The following is a 25,171-nucleotide window of genomic DNA, read 5'->3' as shown; positions in this document are numbered from 1 at the left end:
AAATATTTATTTTCCTTCAAAAATTATTTTGTTTGCAGTAATTTTATTGGGTTCTAAATGATAGGTTGTAGCAATAATTTGAAGGGCAACATCAAGATTGTTAATTGGAATTTTTCCAGTAAATAATGCACTCGAATATTTTGTTTTCACTTCAATAGAAATATTGTACTGCCTTTCAATTTCATCTAAAATGTTGCGTAAATTTTCTTTATTAAAAGCAATGGTGTTTTCCATCCATTCTGGTTGAGCGGTAGCAACGGTTGTATTTATTTGTTTTCCATCTTTAAAAGCAACACTTTGTCCGGGAGTTAAAATCAATTCTTTTTCTTGGTACTTTACGAGTACCCTTCCTTCAAAACAAGTTACATCAAAACGATCTTTCCGTACTTTTACATTAAATTGAGTTCCAAGAACAGCAACTTTTCCAAGAACAGTTGCAACCTCAAATTTTTTACCTTTTGCTACTTTAAAATAGGCTTCGCCATGCAACTCAAGGTTTCTGTTATTGTCCCAATTCCATTTTTTATATTTAATTTCAGAGCCGGCATTCAGAACTACTTTAGAATTATCCGGTAATAAGAAAGTGGTTTTTTTACCATTAAGAGCATATTGTGTTTGTAACGCAAAATTTTGCATCATAAATACAATTCCTAATCCAATAACAAAAACGGCAGCCACTTTGAATAACCATTTTTTGTATGAAGGAATAACTTTAGGTGTTGTTTTTTTGTGATTAATAACATGCTCTAAAACTTTCTCTTCATTAAATAGTGGTACTTCTAAATGAGCAGTGTAATTTTTAATTTGTTCGTATTTTTCATTATCAGGATTAGCATTGAATTCAGCTAATTGATCTTCTGTTAATTCGTTGTTTAGCCATTTTGCCAAAATGTGATTTTTTTCCATTGCATTAATCGTATTATATTTAAAACATGTAAAAACAAATTTACCCTACTTTATCATATCAATTTCTTTTCGTAATTCAATTAAAGCCAAGTGTATCCGCTTTTCAACTGCTTTTACACTTATATTTAATTCCGCTGCTATTTCGCTATATTTCTTACCGTCTATTCGATGCATCAAAAAAGCAACTCGCTGTGTTTCTTTCAAATTTTCAATTGATTTTAAGAGCTTACTTTTGAATTGTTTTTCTTCGAGTATAAATTCCGGAGTTTCATTTGTATTATCATGACCAACAAAATTTTTTTCATATTGCAAAACTACTTTTTGATGTGCAATTTCGTTAAGAGAGCTATTATTTGCAATGGTATATATATAAGATTTCGCTTTTTCAATAGGGACTGCAGCACAGTTTTGCCAGAGTTTAATGAAAGCTTCTTGAGTTATATCATCGGCTTGGTCTTTGTTCCCATATTTATAAAAAAGAAAATTGCGAAGCGCTTTCGCATGACTTTTGAAAAATATTGAAAAAATAATTTTATCACAAGTCTTTGATAATGAATGTATTGTCATTTATTTCGTAATTTTTTGCTTTACAAAGATATATTTATTTTTAAATTTTGGTAGGGTAATATAGATGTAAACTGTTTTACTATTAAACCGTTAATCTTTTAATATGAAATACGCGAAATGAAAACGGTCTATAAACACCGAAGCGGATACGCAAAACGGAATTCTATGCCACAAAAAACAATATAAAAAAATATCAGTTCGGTATTCTACGTATTAAATATTAGCTACATATGAAAACAATTAAATATTTATTAATGTGCGTTGCTGTAGTGGTATTTATTTCGTGTCAAGATGAGGAAACATTGGTTATTCAAGACATTACACAAAATTTAACAGCTAAATCTCCTCTTGCGAGTTTGATATCTAGGGTATCACAAAACCCTACGTCTAAGGATAATATTTTGGATAAATCAAGTTGTTTTAATGTTCGGTTGCCGGTTAGCGTTATTGTAAATGGAAAGCATATTACAGTGTCTAGCCAAAATGATTATAAAGTGGTTCAAAACGCATTAGATGCTTTTTCAAATGATGATGATATAGTAAACTTTGTATATCCAATAACAATTCAATATCAAAGTTTCAAGACAGAACTTATTATAAATCCGGATCAATTAGAGGATGTTATTGATAATTGCGATGATGATGACGGGTTTGATGAGATTGATTGCCTACATATAAATTATCCAATAAAGATTAGTATTTACAATGCAGATAATCAAATTGCAAAAACTATTACCATTCAAAACAATAAAGATTTATACAACTTTTTGAAAGATGTAGAAAGTAATGTGTTTATATCTATCAATTATCCAGTTTCTATTACAAATTTTAAGGGTCAAACTGTTGTAATTACAAACAACTCTAATTTTGAAAGCAGTATTGAAGATGGAATTAAAGATTGTAATACTAATTCAGGCTCTGTAGGAAACCAGAATTTCGCTTCGATTTTGACAAATGGAACCTGGCATGTATCTTATTATTTTGATGATAGTGATGAGACTTTAAATTACAAGGGATATAATTTTACTTTCAATTCTAATGGAATTGTTACGGTTGTAAAGGAAAAAAATACAATAGCCGGAAATTGGTCCACTTTTGTAAATAGTGGTCAAGACATATTTCTGTTAAAATTTGATGACAGTAAATTAGATGAATTGGAGGAAGATTGGAAAATTACAGAATTTACAACCACAAATGTTAGACTGAAAAATAAAAATTCCAGCGATGGAGCAACTGATTATCTTTATTTCACCAAGAACTAATTAAAACTGAACAAAAACAACTTACTCTAAATTTTAAAGGAACTATTTTTTATAGATACAGTTATTGAAATTGTTTTTCACAACCATTAATTAATACCCCCTAATTATATATTATTTAACCTTAAAAAAAATGAAAAAATGAAAAAAATGAAAAAAACATCGATTTTAGCACTACTTGTTATTATGATGAGTTCTTGCACAGATGATCCATCTACAAGCGGTAATGTTACCTTAAAAGCTTCATCCGTTTCTGCAACAGGAAAAACTTCTGCAACTGCACGTACTGCTGCATCAACAGTTGTGTTCACGGAGTTTAAAATAAACATTGGAAAGATAAAATTTGAATTAGATGAAGAAGATGATAAATATAATCTTGTAGATCCTTTTTATGATGATGATGTAAAACTGGTAGGTCCTTTTTTAATAGATATTTTAGATCCTAACAAAACTTTGACTCAGTTTATAACTTCAGTTAATATTCCGAATGCCAAGTATGAGGAAATTGAATTTAAATTTGAAAAAAGTATTGTGCCGGGCGAAATGTTAGGTAAAACTTTTTTAATTAAAGGGACAATAAACGGTAAAAACTTTGTTATCTATAGTGGAAAAGATGCTGAACTTGAAATGGACTTTGCAGATCAAACTAAAGATTTTATAGTTAATGGTAACGATATGTCACTTAACATAAAAATACATCTTGATGCCATAATGGCAAGACTTGTTACTTTAGCCAATCAAAATTTATTGATAGATACAGATGGGGATGGAGTTATCGAAATTAGTACCGATAACGACGATGGTCATCAGAATATTGGAGAGCAAATAAAAAACTTGCTTGAAAATGAAACAGACTTAGATGACAAGGATTAATTAAATTAAAACGGATTAATTAAAAAAGAGGCTACCTTTAAATGGTAGTCTTTTTTACTTGTTTTGGTAAGTGTTTCATGAGTCTTCTAAATAATCCATTCTACCGTTACCTCTTTTAACATCATTAATTCTGATGCAAAGAAGTTTCTCCCTTCGGTATGATAATGCTTTAAATAGTCGAGAGAGTTTTTATAAACGCGTCATAATAGTTACTTTTTTCCAATTTCTTTATCTTTCTATTGGGCGAGTCCGAGGCAATTAGTTGTAAATTCGTTTGTATATTTTCAAAATATTTTAGTTTTGTACAACCGTCTTAATAACATTAACACATTTTTTAAGGAAACATTTTTTTTAAACGCTTAATTTACAATAATTTAAATACAAATAATTATGAGAATGAAATATTTTTTTATTACTGCAATATTCGTTTTAGCATGTGGATTATTTTTGAATTCTTGCTCAAAGGATGATGCTGCACGGCCAACAATAACTTTCAATCAAACCGAGGGTAAAGCTAATTCGCAAGGCGAATATGTAGTGAGCGGCCGTATCCAATCTGAGATTGCGCTTTCTAAGGTTATAATTACAAAAGAGGGATCAAGTACTCCATTTTTAACGGATGATACGACAGCAAAAAATAAAATTGACTATGATTTTGCGTATTTAATTACCGGTGTTACTACTAACACCTACCTAATAGTTGATATTTATAATCAAGCTAATGATAAAACAACAGTACGATTTTTAATTCGTCCTTAAATAAAGGAATTACCTTTTATAATTATATTTGCTGGAGAATCTGACCTGCGCATTGCAAAGCTGTACTTTCCAAAAAATATATTTCCCTCTAAGCTGCGCAAGTTAATAAACCTTGCGCTTTTTTTATGGGATTAAATCTGCTTTATTCTATTAATTAGAAAGTTTTAAATATACTGATGGAGCTTTTGTTCAAAATATTGTAAAAACTAAAGAATGGCTCGATATTGAAGCAGGTCTTAAAGGTGATTATGTTTTTGATTAAGAATTTTCTCTCTTACCAAGAATTTCGGCTCTATTTAAAATCAATTCCAACCTAACATCAAGGCATGGTGGCGGATTGGCTTATAAAACAGCAACCATTTTTACAGAGGAAAATAAACGTATTCGGTATCAAAATGTAATGCCAATCAACAGTGACCTCAATAAACTTGAAAAAAGTTATGAGGGAATTTTTGAGGTCAACTATAATGGATATGCAAATAAAACTCGCTGCATTAGTTAAGCAACATTTTTAAAATTATTTTCCTGTTTCCAGAATTCTTCTATTGTTTTGTATTTTAAAGCGGAATGTCTTCTTTTTCTGTTGTACTAGATTTCAACAAATTGCTTCGTCTGTTCGCTTCGTTCGGGTCAAATATATCGAGTTTCATTTGCTCTTTTGATATAAGTTTATTACCATAGATTTGTTCCGTTTTCAAAGTCTTAAAAAAGCTCTTAACCAAGGCATTGTCGCAACAATTCCCTTTTCTGCTCATGTTTCTTGTAATCATTTTACAGGAATCAATCAAATTGGTAAACTTTTTACTGGCATTTTGGACACCTCTATCAGAATAAAACACCAATTCTTTTTCAATGCACCGGTTTTTGGATATAATAATTTAGCTGGGAGATAAAGTTAAGAGAAAAGCTTAATTTTAACATATGAAAACAGTTCGCAAAATTTACGATATGTCTTTTAAAGAAAAAACCGTTGAACTTAGTAATAAAAGATTTAATATTAATGAACTAGCAATAGAACTAGGTATTCGAGTTACATTGCTATACAAATAGCGGAAAAAGTTGCGTTTTGTTGTTGTAAATGTAGGAAAATAAGAAATACAAAAATCACTAAACGCAAAAAACCCACTGAATCCAGTGGGTTTTGTTGTGAAGGCAGAAGGATTCGAACCTTCGACCGCCTGCTTAGAAGGCAGGTGCTCTATCCAGCTGAGCTATGCCTCCATTGCTCATGTAAAAAATTAAGTCGGGGTGGCAGGATTCGAACCTGCGGCCTCCTGCTCCCAAAGCAGGCGCGATAACCGAGCTACGCTACACCCCGAAAAACAAAATTATAACAGCGGAGGGACAGGGACTCGAACCCTGGCACCGATTGCTCGATGACAGTTTAGCAAACTGCTCCATTACCACTCTGGCACCCCTCCAAGCTCAAGGAAACGTGTCCTGTTTTGCGGTTGCAAAATTAAGACATCTTTAGACTTCTCACAACTATTTTACTTCTTTTTTTCAATCTTTTTTATCATTTTTATAAAAAAGCTTCACAATCAAACATATAGAATAAAAATTAATATAAAAAAGATAATCTGAACATCAAAAGATTAAATTGTTTAAAAAAGATTAAATTTGCTACATAAACTAACATTATGAAAGTCATGAACAAAAGAGTTGTTATCGTTTCTGCCGTTAGAACACCTATCGGAAGTTTTATGGGGGGATTGTCTACAGTTACCGCTCCACGATTAGGTGCAATAGCTATTAAAGGTGCTTTGGATAGAATAAAATTAGATCCAAATTTGATTGATGAAGTATTTATGGGTAACGTAGTTCAAGCTGGTGTAGGACAAGCTCCTGCCAGACAAGCTGCTATATTTGCCGGTTTACCTAATACGGTTGCCTGTACTACAATAAATAAAGTTTGCGCTTCAGGGATGAAAGCAGTTATGTTGGGTGCGCAAGCTATTCAATGTGGCGATGCCGAAATTGTGGTTGCTGGTGGAATGGAAAACATGAGTTTAATTCCACATTACATGCATTTAAGAAACGGAACTAAATTTGGCCCTGCAACCATGATTGATGGAATGCAGAAAGACGGACTTACTGATGCCTACGATAACAGCGCTATGGGAGTGTGTGCTGACTTATGTGCATCAGAATACAGCTTTACCCGTGAAGACCAAGATAACTTTGCAATTCAATCGTATGAGCGTAGCGCAAAAGCATGGGATTCCGGAAAATTCGACAATGAAGTAGTTCCTGTTCCTGTTCCACAAAGAAAAGGAGATCCTATCATAGTTTCTAAAGATGAAGAATTCACTAATGTAAAATTAGATAAAATACCATCACTAAACGCCGTTTTCACAAAAGATGGAACTGTAACCGCAGCCAATGCATCAACAATAAATGATGGTGCAGCAGCAGTAATCTTGATGAGTGAAGAAAAAGCAATCGCTTTAGGACTGAAACCATTGGCGTATATCAACGGATATGCTGATGCGGCGCAGGAGCCAAAATGGTTTACTACAAGCCCTTCAAAAGCGATTCCAAAAGCATTGGAAAAAGCTGGAATAACAATTAATGATGTGGATTATTTTGAATTCAATGAAGCATTTGCTGTTGTAGGTTTAGCTAATTCAAAAATTTTAGGTTTAAGTGACAGCAACGTAAATGTAAATGGTGGTGCCGTATCTTTAGGTCATCCTCTCGGTTGTTCCGGAGTCAGAATCATCGTTACATTATTAAATGTTTTAGAGCAAAACAATGCTAAAATCGGTGCTGCTGCAATTTGCAATGGTGGCGGAGGCGCATCAGCAATTGTTATTGAAAGAGCTTAAATAATTATATTTTAAGAGTTATCGGCTTAAAAAACTTATAACTCTTAATTCTTAACTCATAAAACAATCTAAATGTTCGGAATTTGTAATCTAGCCATAATCCCACTTCGAATTGAACCTAATGACAGAAGCGAAATCGTCTCTCAAGTTTTATTTGGTGAACATTTTGAAATTTTAGAACAACTAAAGCAATGGTCCAAAATCAGAATGCAGTATGACAATTATGAAGGATGGATAGATTCTAAACAATTGCAACTGATTTCCGAAGCCAATTTTAATCAATTATCGAACGAGGCTATCATTTTAAATGCTGATTTAATAGAATATATCACGACACCAAATAGTCTGTTGATACCGATTCCGCTTGGTTCTTCGGTGTCGTTTATAAATCACAATGAGATAAATATTTCAAATTTCGATTTTGAAGGAACTAAAATCAGCGGCGAGAAAACTAAAGAAAGCCTACTAAATACAGCCTTTATGTATTTGAATGCTCCTTATCTTTGGGGAGGAAAAACTCCTTTTGGTGTAGATTGTTCCGGATTTACTCAAATGGTATACAAACTCAATGGCTACAAATTGCTGAGAGATGCTTCGCAACAATCAACGCAAGGAGAAGCCTTAAGTTTTATTGAAGAAAGCGAACCTGGAGATTTAGCTTTTTTTGACAATGAAGAAGGCAAGATCATTCATGTTGGAATTATAATGGCTGACAATTATATCATTCACGCCAGTGGAAAAGTTCGGATAGACCGCTTGGATCATTTAGGAATATTTAATGCTGAAACAAACAAGCATACCCACAAATTGAGAGTCATTAAAAAAATAGTATAAAAAAACCTGTCTAAATATAGACAGGTTTTTTTGTACATTTCAAAAGCAAATTTTACATTTTTGCTTTTAATGCTTTGTATTGCGCAGTCATTTCTAACGCACTGTAAACGCCTAAAAGAGTTTTAGAAACATCTACGTTTTTAGGATCTAATTCAACCGCTTTTTCAAGATAAGGAATTGTTGCTTTAAAAAGCTCTTCTCTTTTCTTTTTCAATTCATCATAACGTTTCATATCCTTTGCAGAAGTTCCCAATTTGTTCATTTCGTCAATAATTGCTTTTTCATTCTCTAACTTCATTGCAGCAAGATTGATGTAACCATTGATATATTTTGGATTAATTTCTATAACTCTTTTGTAATATTTTTCAGCATCTGCAACATTTTTTGCATTTGCACTTAATACTCCCAAGTTAAAAATCAAATCCGCATCATTTGGATTTTTTTGCAAAACTTCAGCGATTAGTTTTTTATACATTTCATAATCTTTCGTTTCTAAATAAAGATTAGCTTCTGTCAAAGTCAAAGATGTATCTTCAGGATTTGCTTTTCTCGCTTCAGAAATTGCTTTTTTAGCTTCTTCAGTTTTACCTTTTTCAACTAAAATCAAAGCCATATTTTTATAAATTTCTCCTCTTTTAGAAGGTACAACTTCAGTTCTTGCCTTTTCATGCGTTCCAAGTTTCACCATTCTGTCTCTTTCTTGAGCAGTAGTAAAAAAATCTTCTTGAGTAGTTAATTTATTAACAGCAAAATAACTCGTTCCTTTGCCGGAATAGTTCAGCGTTTTTAAATTATCATACAATTCAAGCGCTTTGTCATATTCTTTTGCATTAACATAAGTAGAAGCTGCGTAATACAAATTGATTGTGTCTTTCTTATCTAACAAATAAGCGTCAGATAATTTTTTAGCACTATCTGAATGCTTATCCACTTTTGAATCAGCAATTGCACCGTTAATCAATTTAAATTTAATATCAGTAATTGAAGCAGCTGCCTGTGTTGAAAATTTAGCTTTTCCAGAAGTTTTTTCAGCAGCAATTAAATCTTGATACGCTTTTGCCGCAAGTGAAAGATTCGTGTTTGCATCAACATTTTTGTTTGCCAAATCTAATAACGCATTTCCTTTTAAAAAGAAAAACTGAGCTTTCTCAGCATCTGTCGCATTAGATAGTAACGACTCTGCTTCCATCAAGATGGTTGCCGCTTCCTGCGATTTACCTCCTTTTAATAATTTTTCAGCTGCTTTTATTTGATCTTTTTGAGCAAAAGTAGCTACTGATATCAATAACGCTGATGCTAGTAATACATATTTACTTTTCATAATATTCTAAGTTTGTTTTATAATTATTCTTGTTATCTATTTTTATTTATGCTTCATCATCTTCATCTTCTCCTTCAGCCTCGTCATCAGAGTCCTCTTCTTCAGAATCATCTTCTTTGTCATCTTCATCTGTACCTTCATCTTCAAGAACTTCTAAAATAGGCTTCACTCTTTCGATAGCTTCCGTTTCTATGACATTACCTTCTTCGTCAACGACCACTTCTGCAACATCGTCTTTCATTACTTTAGTCACTGCAGCAATCGAATCGTTTCCTTTTATATTGATCAATTTGACACCTTGCGTCGCACGTCCCATTACTCTCAAATCTTCGACAGCCATTCTAATCGTCAATCCAGATTTATTGATAATCATTAAATCATCTGCATCTGTAACTGCATTTATCGAAATCAGTTTTCCAGTTTTCTCGGTAATATTTAAAGTTTTCACTCCTTTACCACCACGATTTGTGATTCTGTATTCGTCGAGGCTGGAACGTTTTCCGTATCCGTTTTCGGCAACAACTAAAATTTCACTGCTCATATCGTTTACAGTAACCATGCCAATTACTTCATCCGTATCGTCTTTTAGTGTAATCCCACGAACACCAGAAGCCGTTCTGCCCATTGGACGGGTTTTTGTTTCTTCAAAACGAACTAATTTACCAGATTTTACAGCCAAAATAATTTGACTTTCACCATTAGTTAGTTTTGCTTCCAATAATTCATCGCCTTCTTTAATCGTAATTGCAGCAACACCATTAACTCTAGGTTTAGAATATTTCTCTAAAGAAGTTTTCTTAACCTGACCTTTTTTAGTTACCATAATAAGGTTGTGGCTTTTGATGTAGTCTTGATCTTTTAAATCTTGGGTACAAATAAATGCTTTTACTTTATCGTCACTTTCAATATTTACTAGGTTTTGGATTGCTCTGCCTTTAGCCGTTTTACTTCCTTCTGGTATTTCATAAACACGCATCCAGAAACATTTTCCTTTTTGGGTAAAGAACATCATGTATTGGTGATTTGTTGCCACAAACATGTGCTCCAAGAAATCTTGATCTCTTGTACCTGCGCTTTTTTGTCCAACTCCACCTCTATTCTGAGTTTTGTATTCTGTAAGATTCGTACGTTTAATATATCCTGCATGTGAAATCGTGATAACTACATTTTCATCGGCAATTAAATCTTCAATACTTACATCTCCTCCTGAATATTCAATTATAGAACGACGTTCATCGCCATATTTATCACGAATTTCTGTTAGTTCTTCTTTAATCAAGGCTATTCTTAAGTTTACATCTGCTAATAAAGCTTTTAAATGCTCGATTAACTTCATGATTTCCTCGTATTCTGTTCTTAATTTATCTTGTTCAAGACCTGTTAATTGACGCAAACGCATTTCAACAATTGCACGAGATTGAATATCGGATAAATTGAACCTTTCGATTAATTTTTCTCTTGCTTCTTCGGTACTTTTTGAAGCTTTGATTAAAGCAATTACTTCGTCAATATTATCCGAAGCGATAATCAAACCTTCTAATATATGTGCTCTAGCTTCCGCTTTTTTCAATTCAAATTGCGTTCTGCGAGTCACCACATCATGACGGTGCTCTATAAAATAATGAATTAGATCTTTCAGATTCAACATTTGCGGACGCCCTTTTACAATTGCAATATTGTTTACACTGAAAGAAGACTGTAATTGTGTAAATTTATAAAGTGTATTTAAAACTACGTTTGGCGTAGCATCACGTTTTAAAATATAAACGATACGCATCCCGTTTCTATCCGATTCATCTCGGATATTCGCAATTCCATCAATTTTTTTATCATTAACCAAATCAGCCGTACGCTTAATCATATCGGCCTTGTTAACTTGATAAGGAATTTCGGTAACGATAACACATTCTCTTCCGTCCACTTCTTCAAAACCTACTTTGGCACGCATTACAATACGTCCTCTACCTGTTTTGAATGCTTCGCGAACGCCTTCATATCCATATATAATACCACCTGTAGGAAAATCCGGGGCCTTGATATGCGTCATCAACTCATCAATCTCAATATCATTATTATCCATGAAGGCTAACGTACCGTTGATTACCTCGGTTAAGTTGTGAGGAGGCATATTTGTAGCCATACCTACTGCAATTCCTGTTGCCCCATTTATTAATAAGGTAGGAACACGCGTTGGCATAACTGTCGGCTCTTCTAGCGTATCATCAAAATTTAATTTAAAATCAACCGTTTCTTTATCTATATCCGCCAAAATTTCCTCCGAAATTTTACGCATTCTAGCCTCCGTATAACGCATTGCTGCAGGACTATCACCATCCACAGAACCAAAATTACCTTGACCGTCAATCAATAAATAACGCATACTCCATTCTTGTGCCATACGAACCATGGCATCATAAACAGATGTGTCACCGTGTGGGTGATATTTTCCAAGAACTTCCCCGACAATTCTTGCGGACTTTTTATGGGCAGATCTAGAGTTTACTCCTAAATCATGCATTCCATAAAGTACTCTTCGATGTACTGGTTTCAAGCCATCTCTGACATCTGGAAGTGCTCTTGATACAATTACTGACATCGAATAATCGATGTAAGCTGTTTTCATTTCATCTTCAATGTTAATAGGAATTAACTTTTCTCCTTCAGACATAGGTTGTTATATTAAATAATTATATTAGTTTCAAAACGTGCCAATATACGCTTTTTTGAAATTTTTAAACTAATTTTAAAATACTTATTTCAATGATTTATTAACAAATTAAACTTCGTTTTTAGTTAATAATTTAAGGGAAAATTAACTATTATATTATGATTATTTTTGTCTCTTAGCTGACATGACTTCTTATAGGAATGGTTTTTGTTTCTCTATCATTAATTCACTAAATTTACGATATCAAATATATATTATGGATGATAATTTTTCACCAAGAGTAAAAGACGTTATTACTTACAGCAAAGAAGAAGCCTTGCGATTAGGGCATGACTTTATAGGCACAGAACACTTAATGTTAGGCATTCTAAGAGACGGAAACGGAAAAGCAATTCAAATATTGAACAACTTGGATGTTGATTTAGATTACTTACGCAGAAAAGTGGAAATCCTAAGCCCAGCAAGTCCAAGCTTGGAAGTAAATGTTGAAAAGAAAAACTTACACTTAACACGACAAGCAGAACGAGCATTGAAAACCACTTTTCTTGAAGCTAAAGTATTTCAAAGTTCGTCTATTAGCACCGCACATTTATTATTGTGCATATTACGAAACGAAAACGATCCAACAACCAAGCTACTAAATAAACTGAAAATTGATTATGACGTAGCTAAAGAACAATATTTAAACATGACTCCAAACGAAGAAAATTTCATAGAAAATTTGCCCCGAAACGAATCATACAATGACGATTCAGGACAAGATGACAGTCTGAAAGAAGGAACTTTCAACAATCCAGCCAATAAATCCAATAAAAAATCGAAGACTCCTGTTTTAGATAATTTTGGAAGGGATTTAACAGAAATGGCCGAAGAAGGAAAACTTGACCCTGTAGTAGGACGCGAGAAAGAAATTGAACGTGTTTCTCAAATTTTGAGCCGTCGAAAAAAGAACAATCCATTACTTATTGGGGAACCAGGAGTGGGGAAATCAGCTATCGCCGAAGGTTTAGCATTACGTATAATCCAGAAGAAGGTATCACGTACTTTATTCAATAAACGTGTGGTTACTTTAGATTTAGCCAGTCTTGTTGCGGGTACGAAATACAGAGGACAGTTTGAAGAGCGTATGAAAGCGGTGATGAACGAATTGGAAAAAAATGACGATATCATTCTTTTCATAGATGAAATTCACACGATAGTAGGTGCCGGTGGCGCAACAGGTTCACTTGATGCTTCTAATATGTTTAAACCTGCATTAGCTCGCGGAGAGATTCAATGTATCGGTGCCACAACATTAGACGAATACAGACAATATATAGAAAAAGATGGTGCATTAGAAAGACGTTTTCAAAAGATAATTGTGGAACCTACATCAGTTTCCGAAACGATAACTATTTTGCACAACATAAAAAACAAATACGAAGACCATCACAATGTTACTTACTCACAAGAAGCAATTGAAGCTTGTGTTAAATTAACGGACAGGTATATGTCTGAACGTTTCTTGCCGGACAAAGCGATTGATGCATTAGATGAAGCAGGTTCTAGAGTTCACATTACCAATATTGAAGTTCCAAAACAAATTTTAGATCTCGAACGTCAATTAGAAGACGTACGTGAATTGAAGAATGTTGTGGTGAAAAAACAAAAATACGAAGAAGCCGCAAAACTTCGTGACGATGAAAAACGCATTGAAAAAGATTTAGCTGTTGCTCAGGAACAATGGGAAGAAGATGCTAAAAATAACCGAATAGAAGTTACAGAAGATAATGTAGCCGACGTAGTTTCTATGATGAGCGGAATTCCTGTAAATCGTATTGCCCAAACAGAAAGTAACAAACTAGCTAAACTTCCAGAACTAATTGAAGGGAAGGTTATTGGACAAAAAGAAGCAGTAATGAAAATTGCTCGTTCGATACAAAGAAATCGTGCCGGATTAAAAGATCCGAATCGTCCAATTGGTTCTTTCATATTCTTGGGACAAACTGGTGTTGGTAAAACCCAATTAGCTAAAGTTCTGGCTAAAGAATTATTCGATTCTGAAGACGCCTTAATTCGTATTGACATGAGTGAATACATGGAAAAATTTGCAATCTCCCGTTTAGTTGGAGCGCCTCCAGGATATGTAGGATATGAAGAAGGTGGGCAGCTAACGGAAAAAGTTCGCAGAAAACCCTATTGTGTTGTATTGTTAGATGAGATAGAAAAAGCGCATCCTGATGTTTTCAATATGTTGTTGCAAGTTTTGGATGATGGCGATTTAACCGACAGTTTAGGTAGAAAAATTGATTTCAAAAACACTATAATTATCATGACTTCGAATGTTGGAGCCAGACAATTAAAAGATTTTGGTCAAGGAGTTGGTTTTGGAACTGCTGCAAAAGTCGCTCAGGCTGATGACAATTCGAAAAGCATTATTGAAAACGCATTGAAAAAAACTTTCGCTCCAGAATTCCTTAACAGAATTGACGATGTAATTGTGTTCAATGCTTTAGAAAAACATGATATTGATTTGATTATTGAAATTGAATTGAAAAAACTATATGCTCGAGTAGCAGAATTGGGCTATCAATTGAATCTTTCTGACAAAGCCAAAGCTTTTATTGCAGATAAAGGTTTCGACAGGCAATTTGGCGCAAGACCATTAAAAAGAGCCATCCAGAAATATGTTGAAGACACGCTGGCTGAGGAAATTATCACTTCAAAGATTACAATTGGAGATGAAATTTTCATGGATATAGAAGATGGTGCACAAGAATTAACAGTTAAGGTTCACAAAGCTGGAGAGCCTACCAACCTTTAAATCCTGGTAGGAATATATAATTTAAACCCGTTACGTTTTTATAACATAGCGGGTTTATTCTTTACCATTAACACACTTTTTTTGAAAACAAATATTTACATTTGGTCTTTATAAAAAAGGTTAATTAAAATTATTTTATGTCAGATAATAAAGTTATTCTAGGTAGTGAAGAATGGTGTTCTTTTCCAGAATTAGGAATTCCCACTATAAAAGCCCGAGTGGATTCGGGTGCAAAAACATCAGCTTTACACGCTATCAACATCGCTCCATTTATAAAAAATGAGAGCAACTGGGTAAAATTTGACATTAATCCGATACAAAATAATCAAAAAACGGTAATTCATTGTGAAGCAGCATTAATTGATAAACGTATTGTAAAAAGTTCCAGTGGTTTTAGAGAGCAACGTTATGTTATTCAAACAAATCTACAAATTGGAAGTTCACAGTGGCCAATAGAAATGACACTGACTAATCGAGATTCGATGGGTTTCAGAATGCTTTTGGGACGTGAAGCAATGAGTGGAAGAGTTTTAGTAGATCCGGAACAAAAATATCTTTTAGGACAACCTACAACAGATACTTTAAAAGAATTATATAAAAATTCTGAAAAAGCGACTTCTGGTTTACGTATTGGGCTTTTAGCCAGTAATCCTGAATTGTACAGCAACAAGCGAATCATGGAAGCCGGAGAAATGCGAGGCCATGAAATGCATTTCTTAAACATAAAGGAATGTTACATGAAACTGGATGCAAAAACACCTGAAATCCATTATCGTGGAGGTAAGATATTAAATCAATTTGACGCCATCATTCCTAGAATCAGACCAAGTATTACATTTTACGGTTGCGCTTTGACAAGACAATTTGAAGCATTGAAAGTATATTGTTTGAATTCATCGAACGCCATTACGCAATCACGCGATAAATTATATTCTTTGCAATTACTTCTAAATCACGGTGTAGAAATTCCTACGACTGGTTTTGCTAATTCTCCTTTGGATACTGATGATTTGATAAAAATGGTAGGCGGTTCTCCATTAATCGTAAAATTGTTAGAGGGAACTCAAGGAAAGGGTGTGGTTTTAGCCGAAACAAAAAAAGCCGCAGAAAGCGTTATCAATGCTTTCAAAAGTTTAAATGCCAATATATTAGTTCAGGAATTCATTAAGGAAGCCAACGGAAAAGATATCCGTTGTTTTGTAATTGACGGAAAAGTAGTGGCTGCCATTCAGCGCGAAGCGATGCCAGGCGAATTTAGAGCCAACATTCATCTTGGAGGAACGGCATCTGTCATAAAAGTTACTGCAGAGGAAAAACGGATTGCCATCAAAGCAACGAAAGCAATGGACTTGAAAGTAGCTGGTGTTGATATTATTCGTTCCGCTAAAGGACCATTATTGCTGGAAGTAAATTCATCACCGGGATTAGAAGGAATTGAAGGAGCTACTAATAAAGACATAGCCGGAGAAATGATCAAAGCAATTGAAAAAAATTTCAAGCAAAAAACTGAGTTGAAATAATTAATAATTCTGCATTACTGCAAGTACCAGATATTGAATTATTGTCAGTAAAGTAGTTTTTAAAGATGAATTAAACCTAAAAAAATGAATGAGTATTTAACGATAATTCTCCGTAGTAGTGCCGTTTATTTTTTTATGATTATTGCATTACGTCTTTTTGGCAAGAAAGAATTGTCGCAGCTGAACACCGCTGATGTAATATTGATTCTGCTCATCAGCAACTCCGTTCAAAATGCAATGGTAGGAAACAATACCAGTTTATGGGGAGTTTTGGCCGCAGCTTCAGTCCTATTTATCAATAATTTTATTTTAAAGAAATTGATGTTTAAGTACCCCAAATTTAGTGATTTCATGCAAGAAAAACCAGAAATCTTAATCCACGAGGGAAATTTGGATTTTAAAACATTATGCAAATTGAACATTTCTGCTGATGAATTGAAAGAAGCCATGCGCGAACATGGAATATAATATTTTAAAGATGTAAAACTCGCTATGCTTGAAATTGATGGCAACATCAGCATTATCTCAGGCAATCAAAATTTAAAACAAACGTATCACAAGCGAAAACACATTTACAAAAGTCTAAGTGGAATAAACTAACCATACGTCCCATTGAAATAGTAACAAATTAAATTATAAATTCATGACAATTGAACATTTAAACGAAACTAAAAGTGGCCATTTTAAAGCGGTTGTCCATAAGGTAGAAGCCGGCAGATTGACATACACTTGGTCTGGAACTGATAAATTTATCATTGATCACACCGAAGTAAATCCTGATTTTTCGGGACAAAGTGTGGGCAAAAAAATGGTATTAGAAGCCGCACAATATGCTCGCGAAAATAATCTTAAAATTGTTCCCACATGTTCATTCGCAAAAAGCATATTTGATAAAACAAAAGAAATTCAAGATCTCCAATTTTAGCAAACTTAAATTTAGAACATAAAAAAACCATTCCTAAGGAATGGTTTTTTTATGAATAGTATTCGCATATTAGATAAAAATACTGAAAATATAATAAATGATTGCTGCTAATATTGCTGAAATTGGAATGGTTAAAACCCAAGCCCATAATAAGCTTACCGTCATTCCCCAGCGTACTGCAGAAACTCTTTTAGTAAGTCCCACCCCGATAATAGATCCGGTTATAGTATGTGTTGTACTTACAGGCACTTTAAAATGTTCAGTAAAATATAAGGTCAAAGCTCCAGCAGTTTCTGCGGCTACACCTTCAAAAGAAGTTACTTTTGTGATTTTTGAACCCATCGTTTTTACGATCTTCCAACCACCACTTAATGTTCCCGCTGCAATTGCAGAATAACACGCTAGCGGAATCCAAGTCGGCATTTTGAATGCACCTTCATCATTTGGCAACACCACATCTAACCAATTAGGCAATGCTTCCTGAGCAACACCACTTGTATTAATATAAACAGCAACCGCTGCGGCAATAATACCCATCACTTTTTGCGAGTCATTTCCACCGTGTCCTAAACTAAAAGCGGCGGAAGATAGCAATTGCATTTTTTTCAACCATGCCGTAGCTTGATTTAAATTTAAACTACTAAATATCAAACAGAATGTGCTGATGGAAAGAACAATGAATGCTACTAAAAACCATTTTATATTATGAGCTTCTAACGCTACACTCCAAAAATGGGAATCGAAACGTGGTTTTGCGATTTGATTGTAATATACCATCTGGCTTTCTACAAACCAGATTGTCAAAATCATTAAAGAAGTTGTAAAAATCTTTGGATAAATACTCTTTTTAGAAGCATTAAGCAACCAAATCGAGATTAAATAAGAAATTAAAGCTCCTAATAAGGGTGCTAATATAATAAAAGCAACAATGATTAAAACTCCTGAAGGCATGCCGCCATCTTTTCCTTCTTTGTACCAAGAAACAACACCAAAACCTGCATGAGCAATTGCTGCTCCGGCAAATCCACCTATTAAAGTATGGGAAGAACTCGACGGAATTCCCTGCCACCAGGTAAATAAATTCCAAATAATTGCAGCAATTACCCCTGCCAGAATCACAACTAAATTGATATCCATCGTGTTAGCTGTTTTTGCAACAGTATCCGCTACTCCAAAACCAAAGACCCAATAGGCCAAAAAGTTAAAAAAAGCTGCCCAAACAACCGCCTGAAAAGGACTTAATACTTTTGTGGCAACAACCGTCGCTATAGCATTGGCAGCATCATGAAAACCATTGATATAATCAAAGATCAGTGCCAGAACTATAATAACTATAAGTAGAGTAAATTCCATAATTATAATTTCAGAATAAAACTGATTGAATTAAGAATGTTTTACAGAAATTGATTCTAAAACACTCGCTACACTTTTACATTTATCCGTTGCAGTTTCTAAAACTGACAACACTTCTTTGTATTTGATAATGTTTTTAGCATCAGTTTCATTTTCGAATAAATCAAGAACTGCTTTATCATAAACGTTATCTGATTTATTTTCCAACTTATTAATTCGAAGACAAGCATCAGTGATGTTCTTCATTTTTTTCAAATCTCTCAATTCTCTTACCGCGACATCAATGTTCTGACATGCTTCAAGATTAATTTCGGTCAGTTTTCTGATAGATTTTGTAATTTTATCCACTTGGTACAATCGCATTCTACTCGCTGCACCATGAAGATTACCGGCAACGTTGTCTATCGAACTTATTAATGAGTAAATATCTTCTCTGTCAAATGGAGTAATAAAATTTCTGCTCAACTCAAGGTTGGTTTGACGTGTTATATCCTCCCCTTTTTGCTCCAAAACATCAATTTTTTGAAAAAGAACTTCACGCTCTTTTAAAGGAAGGTTTACAGCTTCATGCAAATTTGTAGCAATTTCAATTAAATTACTTGACGCTTCTTCAAAAAGTGGAAAGAACTTTTTGTCTTTAGGAACCAAAAATTGGAAAAAATTATTTATGTTCATTTCATTAAAATTTAGTTTGGCAAAATTACTTCATTATTACCTGCTAATGTTAAGCTATTGTTAACAAATTATTTTCTATTTGAAAAGTGTTCAAAAAAGAAACTGTCTTTTCAATATCATAATGCAAAATTCGGTCTTCTTTAATCAAAGGTACTTCTTCGCGATACGCTTGTAAAAACATTTCAATAAAATCACTTGACAGCAATGGTCTTCTATATTCAATGGCTTGCGAAGCATTCATTAATTCGATAGCTAAAATGCGTTCCAGATTATCCAAAACACGTAATGCTTTCGTAGCGGCATTTGCGCCCATACTGACATGATCTTCCTGTCCGTTGCTGGAAACAATGCTGTCGACACTAGCGGGAGTTGCCAGTTGCTTGTTTTGGCTCGCAATGCTGGCGGCAGTGTATTGTGGAATCATCAAACCTGAATTTAAACCCGGATTATCCACCAAAAATGCCGGAAGATTTCGAGTCCCTGAAATCAATTGATAGGTTCTACGCTCCGATATACTTCCTAATTCGGCCAAAGCGATTGCCATAAAATCTAGAGCCAAAGCCAAAGGTTGTCCATGAAAATTCCCTCCAGAAATAATTTGGTCGCTTTCTATAAAAATATTAGGATTATCTGTCACTGAATTGATTTCTGTTTTGAACACTTTTTTGACATAATCAATCGCATCTTTAGAAGCGCCATGAACTTGCGGCATGCATCTGAACGAATACGGATCCTGCACATGATTTTTGGGCTGTTTAATAATTTCACTTCCTTCCAAAAATCCTTTTATGCGGTTGGCTGTTACAATTTGTCCTTTGTGAGGTCTAATAAAATGTATCAATTCGTTGTAAGGTTCAATTCTCCCATCAAAACCTTCAAGTGAAATTGTTCCTATCAAATCAGCCAAATAAGAAAATTTGCTCACTTTCATCAAAATATGCACTCCATAAGCAGTCATAAATTGCGTTCCATTCAACAAAGCCAATCCTTCTTTTGACTGCAAAACAATCGGTTTCCAATCAAAATGTTTCAAAACTTCGCTGGAATGCACTTTCTTTCCTTCAAAATAAACATCGCCTTCTCCTAATAAAGGTAATGATAAATGTGCTAAAGGCGCTAAATCTCCCGAAGCTCCCAATGAACCTTGTGTATAAATTACCGGCAGAATATTATTATTATAAAATGCAATCAATCGCTCGACCGTTTGCAATTGAATTCCCGAATGTCCATAACTCAGCGACTGGATTTTGAGCAACAACATCAGTTTCACAATTTCAGTTGGCACTTCCTCACCTGTTCCACAAGAATGTGATTTTACTAAATTTTCCTGTAATTTTGATAAATTCTCCTTGGATATTTTCACATTACAAAGCGAACCAAAACCTGTATTTATCCCATATATAGGATCCGAATGCGAAGCCATTTTTTTGTCTAAATAATCGCGACATTTTTGAATATTTATTTTCGCCTCATCTGACAAAGCCAATGATTTATGATGCGAAACAATTTCAGCTAATGTTTCCAGGCTAAGTAATTCATTACTAATATAATGCGTATTATCCATTTTGAAAGTGTTTAAAAGGTAAAATTGAATAAATCTTTATAATTACACAACATTTATTGCTAATAATTTAAACTTACAGTTAAACAAAACCAAAAATTAGATTTCATGCAAATATTCTTATTCGACTTACAATACAATATTTATAATTGTCACATTGTCTTCCCTCTATGATGCAAGGAGAACTTTTTTTCAATAAGAGAAAAGTAAATTTGATTATTTTAAAAAAAATAAGGGCCGATTTGCATTCTCAATCTCTAATAAAATTATGCTGCAACCGTGAATATTATTCGAAAAATCTCAAGATTTATACGAATAACTCCATTACCTCCTTCGCAAATCATACAATATTTAACAATCCTCAAATAGAACCTACTATTTTCAAATATTCGCAAAAACACTATTGAATGATTTGTCTTTTATAAAAATTCGTACTTTTGAAATATCAAAATGGTAAACAACAAAGCTACATATCACTCTTCAACAACAACTCAAATCTGGGTTGGCGCTATTGTTACGTTTACTACAACAACTACAACTACCCCTTTGGGGTAAACATTTTACATATAATCCTATTTTATTATATTTTTTTTTCGAAAGAAAGGCAGTCTTTGGATATATAATAAACATTACATTTTTCATAAAAAACAACACACACCAATACATCGCCCACATTCCATTAATCACGAAAATGGCGATTTACTAGTATATTAAAAATAAATAACTTCGTTATGAAAGTATTAAAATTTGGCGGAACTTCGGTAGCCAATGCGCAAAATATAAAACTCGTACTGGACATAGTCATCAATAAAGCACAAGAAGAAAAATTAATAGTAGTAATTTCTGCTTTTAGTAAAGTAACTGATTTACTTCAACTCGCTTCCCAAAAAGCGGCTGCCGGTGATGAAAGTTTCAAAGATATTCTTGTCGAAATAGAGAAAAAACATTTAGATGCTTTAAAAGAATTTATTCCCGTAAGTGAGCAAAGCAGTTTATTAAGTCATGTAAAAAGAATTGTAAATCATCTGGAAACTTTACTGGATGGTTGTTTTCTTTTGGGAGAATTATCTGCTAGAACTTCCGATACTATTTTGAGTTTTGGCGAATTATTGTCTTCTTACATTGTAGCAGAAGCATTAAAACAAAATCTAAAAAATAGCGGTTATAAAGACAGTCGCGAATTGATAAAAACCGACAATCATTTCGGAAAAGCAACCGTAAATTTTGAAGTTTCAAACCAATTAATTGCTGATTTCTTTGCTTCGAATGAGAATCAAGTGGTTGTAATGCCAGGATTTATTGCCGCATCACTTGATGGCATAAACACTACGCTAGGTCGTGGTGGTTCCGATTATACAGCTGCAATTCTAGCTGGAGCTTTGAATGCATCAGACTTAGAAATCTGGACTGATGTAAACGGAATGTTTACTGCTAATCCAAAAATTGTAAAGCAAGCGCAACCTATCGCCTTCATTTCCTATCAGGAAGCGATGGAGTTGTCGCATTTTGGTGCCAAAGTTTTATACCCGCCAACCATTCAACCGGTATTGAAAAGGAATATTCCAATTCTCATCAAAAATACTTTCGAACCGGAAGCCGAAGGAACTTATATTTCAAATCAGGAAATGGCTCACACTAATCCGGTAAAAGGAATTAGCCATATCGATAATATTACCTTGATTACACTTGAAGGACCAGGAATGATTGGTGTTACAGGTTCGTCTAAAAGACTTTTTGAAGTATTATCACATAAAAATATCAATGTGATTTTTATTACTCAGGCTTCATCGGAACATTCAATTTGCATTGGAATTTTAAATTCGGATGCTGATGTGGCTGAAGATGCCATCAACATAGCTTTCGAAGTAGAGATTTTACAAAATAAAATTGATCCCTGTATTGTTGAAAAAAACCTGTGCATAATTGCTTTGGTTGGCGAAAACATGAAAAATCATCAAGGTTTAAGCGGAAGAATGTTTAGCACTTTAGGTAAAAATAACGTCAACATCCGAGCGATTGCTCAAGGTGCATCCGAAAGAAATATTTCGGCGGTTATCAATGAAAGAGACGTTAAGAAAGCACTAAATACTTTACACGAAAACTTTTTTGAAGAAAACACGAAACAGTTAAACCTATTTGTGATGGGCGTTGGAAATGTGGGGGAGAAATTCATCGAGCAAATTCACCAACAAAAGAAATTCCTTAAACACAATCTGAAAATAAACCTACGCGTTATTGCTTTGTCCAATTCCAGAAAAATGTATTTTGATGAGGATGGAATCGCTTTAAAAGAATGGCAATTTTTACTAGAAACCGGAGAACTAGCTGATAAAGAAAAGTTCATTGCAAATGTAAAAGAACTCAATTTACGCAACAGCATTTTCGTTGATATTACTGCAAATGAAAGTGTATCTAAAACCTACGAACAGTATTTAAAACGCAATACTGCCGTAGTAACTTGTAACAAAATTGCTTGTGCTTCGGAGTACGATAATTATAAAAAATTAAAAAAATTATCCAGACAATTTAACGCTCCGTTCCTATTTGAAACCAATGTTGGTGCTGGATTACCAATTATTGATACCGTAAAAAATCTGATTGCCTCAGGTGATAAAGTGAATAAAATTCAAGCGGTTTTATCAGGAAGTTTGAACTTTATCTTTAATAATTTTGACGAAAACAATACTTTTCATGATGTTGTAAAAGAAGCAGGAGTACAAGGATTTACAGAACCGGATCCTAAGATTGATTTGAGCGGAATTGACGTTGCCAGAAAGATATTGATCCTGATCAGAGAAAGTGGATACAAAATGGAAATTGATGAAATTGTCAATGAATCCTTCATGCCGGCAGAATGTTTGGATACTACTTCAAATGAAGCTTTCTTCGAATCACTGAAAAATCATGCAACACATTTTGAAACTATTTATAAAGAAGCGTTGAGCAAAGAATCCAGACTAAAATACGTCGCGCAATTCGAAAACGGAAAAGCAAATGTTGGTTTAAGATTTATTCCTAAAGACCATCCTTTTTACAATCTGGAAGGAAAAGACAATATCGTACTATTCTTTACGGACCGTTATGTGGACCAACCTTTATTAATAAAAGGTGCTGGTGCAGGAGCTGCAGTAACGGCTTCAGGAATATTTGCTGATGTAATCAGAATTGGAAACGTTTAATTAGTGGTCAGTGTAAAGTCGCAGTTTTCAGTTTAAAAATGGATAAAAAACATTGTGTCTTTATGCCTTACTGGCAAAAAAAATAAAAACTATGAATGAAATAAAAATATTTTGTCCTGCTACAATAGCTAATCTTTCCTGCGGATTTGATGTCCTCGGACTGTGTTTAGAAACTGCGGGTGACGAAATGATTATTCGAAAATCAAATATAAAAGGGATTCGCATCACTAAAATTGTGGGTGCCGACTTGCCTTTAGAAACCGAAAAAAATGTAGCTGGAGTATCTGCTTTATCAATGCTGGAAGCCATTGAAACAGAATTTGGATTTGAAATCGAAATCTACAAACACATCAAAGCCGGAAGCGGAATTGGGAGTAGTGCCGCCAGTTCAGCTGGAGCGGTTTTTGGAATCAATGAGTTATTGGGACGTCCATTTACTCGAAAAGAGTTGGTTCAATTTGCCATGCAAGGCGAAAAACTAGCTAGCGGAAACGCCCATGCCGATAACGTTGCTCCTGCCCTTTTGGGGGGCTTTACGTTGGTAAGAAGTTCAAATCCTTTGGACATTATCAAAATAGAAAGTCCTTCAGAATTGTATGCCACAGTGGTTCACCCTCAAATTGAGTTGAAAACATCGGATGCGCGTTCGGTATTGAAGCAAACGGTTTCCTTGAAAAGCGCTATTATGCAATGGGGAAATGTGGGCGGATTAATCGCAGGATTGTATACCAAAGATTACGATTTAATCGGTCGGTCGTTACATGACGAAATCGTAGAACCGTTGCGAAGTGTTTTGATTCCCGGATTTGATTTAATCAAGCAAACTGCTTTAGAAAACGGAGCTTTAGGTTCTGGGATTTCAGGTTCCGGTCCCTCTATTTTTGCTTTAAGCAAAGGAAAGGAAATCGCTGATAAAATCGCCAAAGCCATGAGCGCCGTATACGACGAAATGAATTTGCCGTATGAAATTCACGTTTCTAAAGTGAATGATGAAGGAATGAAAATAATAGCCCCCTAACCCCCGAAAGGGGAATAAAAGAAAAAACATAGTGATTTTAAAATTACAATAAATACATTCTGAATCCAGTTTGATCTACCTTCCCTTCGGGCAGGATTGGGTTGAGGATTCTACAACTACTA

General features: G+C 34.1%; 18 protein-coding genes, 3 tRNA genes and 1 pseudogene. 11 read left to right on the top strand and 11 right to left on the bottom strand.

Annotation, left to right across the window (positions count from 1 at the left end; genetic code table 11):
- Nucleotides 1–6: 6 nt before the first annotated feature.
- The gene (locus BMZ76_RS07765; protein ID WP_091204641.1) at nt 7–906 is read right to left on the bottom strand and encodes a FecR family protein; all 900 of its coding nucleotides are present in this window, start codon (nt 904–906) and stop codon (nt 7–9) included.
- Between the two features lie 45 nt (nt 907–951).
- On the bottom strand, nt 952–1,473 hold the full coding sequence (locus BMZ76_RS07760) for an RNA polymerase sigma factor (protein WP_091204640.1): 522 nt from the start codon (nt 1,471–1,473) through the stop codon (nt 952–954).
- Between the two features lie 230 nt (nt 1,474–1,703).
- Here BMZ76_RS07760 and BMZ76_RS07755 point away from each other — a divergent pair, with 230 nt between their 5' ends.
- The 3 genes from BMZ76_RS07755 to BMZ76_RS07745 all read left to right on the top strand — a co-directional run bounded on the left by BMZ76_RS07755 (nt 1,704) and on the right by BMZ76_RS07745 (nt 4,364).
- Complete coding sequence (locus tag BMZ76_RS07755; protein WP_091204639.1) at nt 1,704–2,735, top strand: hypothetical protein; 1,032 nt, start codon at nt 1,704–1,706, stop codon at nt 2,733–2,735.
- Nucleotides 2,736–2,873: 138 nt separating this feature from the next.
- A complete protein-coding gene (locus tag BMZ76_RS07750) occupies nt 2,874–3,605 on the top strand; it encodes a hypothetical protein (protein ID WP_244281765.1) in 732 nt (243 codons plus the stop codon).
- 390 nt (nt 3,606–3,995) lie between these two features.
- On the top strand, nt 3,996–4,364 hold the full coding sequence (locus BMZ76_RS07745; protein ID WP_091204638.1) for a hypothetical protein: 369 nt from the start codon (nt 3,996–3,998) through the stop codon (nt 4,362–4,364).
- A gap of 557 nt (nt 4,365–4,921) precedes the next feature.
- On the opposite strand, the gene BMZ76_RS07735 is transcribed toward BMZ76_RS07745, so the two are convergent.
- The 4 genes from BMZ76_RS07735 to BMZ76_RS07720 all read right to left on the bottom strand — a co-directional run bounded on the left by BMZ76_RS07735 (nt 4,922) and on the right by BMZ76_RS07720 (nt 5,785).
- Complete coding sequence (locus tag BMZ76_RS07735) at nt 4,922–5,134, bottom strand: IS3 family transposase (protein ID WP_091204637.1); 213 nt, start codon at nt 5,132–5,134, stop codon at nt 4,922–4,924.
- Nucleotides 5,135–5,511: 377 nt separating this feature from the next.
- Nucleotides 5,512–5,585, bottom strand: a tRNA-Arg gene (locus BMZ76_RS07730).
- 22 nt (nt 5,586–5,607) lie between these two features.
- Nucleotides 5,608–5,682, bottom strand: a tRNA-Pro gene (locus tag BMZ76_RS07725).
- A gap of 19 nt (nt 5,683–5,701) precedes the next feature.
- A tRNA-Ser gene (locus BMZ76_RS07720) sits at nt 5,702–5,785 on the bottom strand.
- Nucleotides 5,786–6,013: 228 nt separating this feature from the next.
- Here BMZ76_RS07720 and BMZ76_RS07715 point away from each other — a divergent pair.
- Together BMZ76_RS07715 and BMZ76_RS07710 are read left to right on the top strand one after the other, a co-directional pair.
- Nucleotides 6,014–7,192 carry an acetyl-CoA C-acyltransferase gene (locus tag BMZ76_RS07715; protein ID WP_091204717.1) on the top strand — a complete coding sequence of 393 codons (1,179 nt, stop codon included), beginning with the start codon at nt 6,014–6,016 and terminating at the stop codon, nt 7,190–7,192.
- 72 nt (nt 7,193–7,264) lie between these two features.
- Entirely contained in the window at nt 7,265–8,026 is a 762-nt protein-coding gene (locus tag BMZ76_RS07710; protein ID WP_091204636.1) for a C40 family peptidase, read from the top strand.
- A 52-nt stretch (nt 8,027–8,078) separates the two neighbouring features.
- Here the strand turns inward: BMZ76_RS07710 and BMZ76_RS07705 are convergent, their stop codons facing one another.
- Nucleotides 8,079–9,347 (bottom strand): tetratricopeptide repeat protein, encoded by a 1,269-nt coding sequence (locus BMZ76_RS07705; protein ID WP_091204635.1) that lies wholly within the window; start codon nt 9,345–9,347, stop codon nt 8,079–8,081.
- 46 nt (nt 9,348–9,393) lie between these two features.
- The gene (gene gyrA / locus BMZ76_RS07700) at nt 9,394–12,015 is read right to left on the bottom strand and encodes a DNA gyrase subunit A (RefSeq protein WP_091204634.1); all 2,622 of its coding nucleotides are present in this window, start codon (nt 12,013–12,015) and stop codon (nt 9,394–9,396) included.
- Between the two features lie 256 nt (nt 12,016–12,271).
- Here gyrA and BMZ76_RS07695 point away from each other — a divergent pair, with 256 nt between their 5' ends.
- From BMZ76_RS07695 to BMZ76_RS07680, 4 genes and pseudogenes are all read left to right on the top strand, one after another.
- A complete protein-coding gene (locus BMZ76_RS07695) occupies nt 12,272–14,818 on the top strand; it encodes an ATP-dependent Clp protease ATP-binding subunit (RefSeq protein WP_091204633.1) in 2,547 nt (848 codons plus the stop codon).
- Nucleotides 14,819–14,955: 137 nt separating this feature from the next.
- Complete coding sequence (rimK, locus tag BMZ76_RS07690) at nt 14,956–16,338, top strand: 30S ribosomal protein S6--L-glutamate ligase (RefSeq protein WP_091204632.1); 1,383 nt, start codon at nt 14,956–14,958, stop codon at nt 16,336–16,338.
- An 84-nt stretch (nt 16,339–16,422) separates the two neighbouring features.
- Nucleotides 16,423–16,938, top strand: a pseudogene (locus tag BMZ76_RS07685) (DUF421 domain-containing protein).
- 43 nt (nt 16,939–16,981) lie between these two features.
- Nucleotides 16,982–17,263, top strand: coding sequence for a GNAT family N-acetyltransferase (locus tag BMZ76_RS07680; RefSeq protein WP_091204631.1), 282 nt, complete (start codon nt 16,982–16,984; stop codon nt 17,261–17,263).
- A 69-nt stretch (nt 17,264–17,332) separates the two neighbouring features.
- Here BMZ76_RS07680 and BMZ76_RS07675 read toward each other — a convergent pair whose 3' ends face one another.
- Genes BMZ76_RS07675 through hutH form a run of 3 tightly spaced genes read right to left on the bottom strand, consistent with a single transcriptional unit; the run spans nt 17,333 to nt 20,855 of the window.
- Nucleotides 17,333–18,616, bottom strand: a complete 1,284-nt coding sequence (locus BMZ76_RS07675) for an inorganic phosphate transporter (RefSeq protein WP_091204630.1) — start codon at nt 18,614–18,616, stop codon at nt 17,333–17,335.
- Nucleotides 18,617–18,646: 30 nt separating this feature from the next.
- The gene (locus tag BMZ76_RS07670) at nt 18,647–19,291 is read right to left on the bottom strand and encodes a DUF47 domain-containing protein (RefSeq protein ID WP_091204629.1); all 645 of its coding nucleotides are present in this window, start codon (nt 19,289–19,291) and stop codon (nt 18,647–18,649) included.
- A gap of 49 nt (nt 19,292–19,340) precedes the next feature.
- Entirely contained in the window at nt 19,341–20,855 is a 1,515-nt protein-coding gene (gene hutH, locus BMZ76_RS07665; RefSeq protein WP_091204628.1) for a histidine ammonia-lyase, read from the bottom strand.
- Between the two features lie 728 nt (nt 20,856–21,583).
- Here hutH and thrA point away from each other — a divergent pair.
- Complete coding sequence (gene thrA, locus BMZ76_RS07660) at nt 21,584–24,031, top strand: bifunctional aspartate kinase/homoserine dehydrogenase I (RefSeq protein ID WP_091204627.1); 2,448 nt, start codon at nt 21,584–21,586, stop codon at nt 24,029–24,031.
- Nucleotides 24,032–24,122: 91 nt separating this feature from the next.
- The gene (locus BMZ76_RS07655) at nt 24,123–25,049 is read left to right on the top strand and encodes a homoserine kinase (protein WP_091204626.1); all 927 of its coding nucleotides are present in this window, start codon (nt 24,123–24,125) and stop codon (nt 25,047–25,049) included.
- Nucleotides 25,050–25,171: the final 122 nt, after the last annotated feature.

The sequence above is a fragment of the Flavobacterium xueshanense genome (genome assembly GCF_900112975.1).
In the GTDB taxonomy this organism is placed as follows: domain Bacteria; phylum Bacteroidota; class Bacteroidia; order Flavobacteriales; family Flavobacteriaceae; genus Flavobacterium; species Flavobacterium xueshanense.
This window is presented reverse-complemented; position numbering and strand designations above follow the sequence as displayed.

Excerpts from the sequence above, each read along its gene's own strand:
- BMZ76_RS07765 (WP_091204641.1), bottom strand. The coding sequence starts at position 906 with ATGGAAAAAAATCACATTTTGGCAAAATGGCTAAACAACGAATTAACA.
- BMZ76_RS07760 (WP_091204640.1), bottom strand. The coding sequence starts at position 1,473 with ATGACAATACATTCATTATCAAAGACTTGTGATAAAATTATTTTTTCA.
- BMZ76_RS07755 (WP_091204639.1), top strand. The coding sequence starts at position 1,704 with ATGAAAACAATTAAATATTTATTAATGTGCGTTGCTGTAGTGGTATTT.
- BMZ76_RS07750 (WP_244281765.1), top strand. The coding sequence starts at position 2,874 with ATGAAAAAAATGAAAAAAACATCGATTTTAGCACTACTTGTTATTATG.
- BMZ76_RS07745 (WP_091204638.1), top strand. The coding sequence starts at position 3,996 with ATGAGAATGAAATATTTTTTTATTACTGCAATATTCGTTTTAGCATGT.
- BMZ76_RS07735 (WP_091204637.1), bottom strand. The coding sequence starts at position 5,134 with ATGATTACAAGAAACATGAGCAGAAAAGGGAATTGTTGCGACAATGCC.
- BMZ76_RS07715 (WP_091204717.1), top strand. The coding sequence starts at position 6,014 with ATGAACAAAAGAGTTGTTATCGTTTCTGCCGTTAGAACACCTATCGGA.
- BMZ76_RS07710 (WP_091204636.1), top strand. The coding sequence starts at position 7,265 with ATGTTCGGAATTTGTAATCTAGCCATAATCCCACTTCGAATTGAACCT.
- BMZ76_RS07705 (WP_091204635.1), bottom strand. The coding sequence starts at position 9,347 with ATGAAAAGTAAATATGTATTACTAGCATCAGCGTTATTGATATCAGTA.
- gyrA (WP_091204634.1), bottom strand. The coding sequence starts at position 12,015 with ATGTCTGAAGGAGAAAAGTTAATTCCTATTAACATTGAAGATGAAATG.
- BMZ76_RS07695 (WP_091204633.1), top strand. The coding sequence starts at position 12,272 with ATGGATGATAATTTTTCACCAAGAGTAAAAGACGTTATTACTTACAGC.
- rimK (WP_091204632.1), top strand. The coding sequence starts at position 14,956 with ATGTCAGATAATAAAGTTATTCTAGGTAGTGAAGAATGGTGTTCTTTT.
- BMZ76_RS07680 (WP_091204631.1), top strand. The coding sequence starts at position 16,982 with ATGACAATTGAACATTTAAACGAAACTAAAAGTGGCCATTTTAAAGCG.
- BMZ76_RS07675 (WP_091204630.1), bottom strand. The coding sequence starts at position 18,616 with ATGGAATTTACTCTACTTATAGTTATTATAGTTCTGGCACTGATCTTT.
- BMZ76_RS07670 (WP_091204629.1), bottom strand. The coding sequence starts at position 19,291 with ATGAACATAAATAATTTTTTCCAATTTTTGGTTCCTAAAGACAAAAAG.
- hutH (WP_091204628.1), bottom strand. The coding sequence starts at position 20,855 with ATGGATAATACGCATTATATTAGTAATGAATTACTTAGCCTGGAAACA.
- thrA (WP_091204627.1), top strand. The coding sequence starts at position 21,584 with ATGAAAGTATTAAAATTTGGCGGAACTTCGGTAGCCAATGCGCAAAAT.
- BMZ76_RS07655 (WP_091204626.1), top strand. The coding sequence starts at position 24,123 with ATGAATGAAATAAAAATATTTTGTCCTGCTACAATAGCTAATCTTTCC.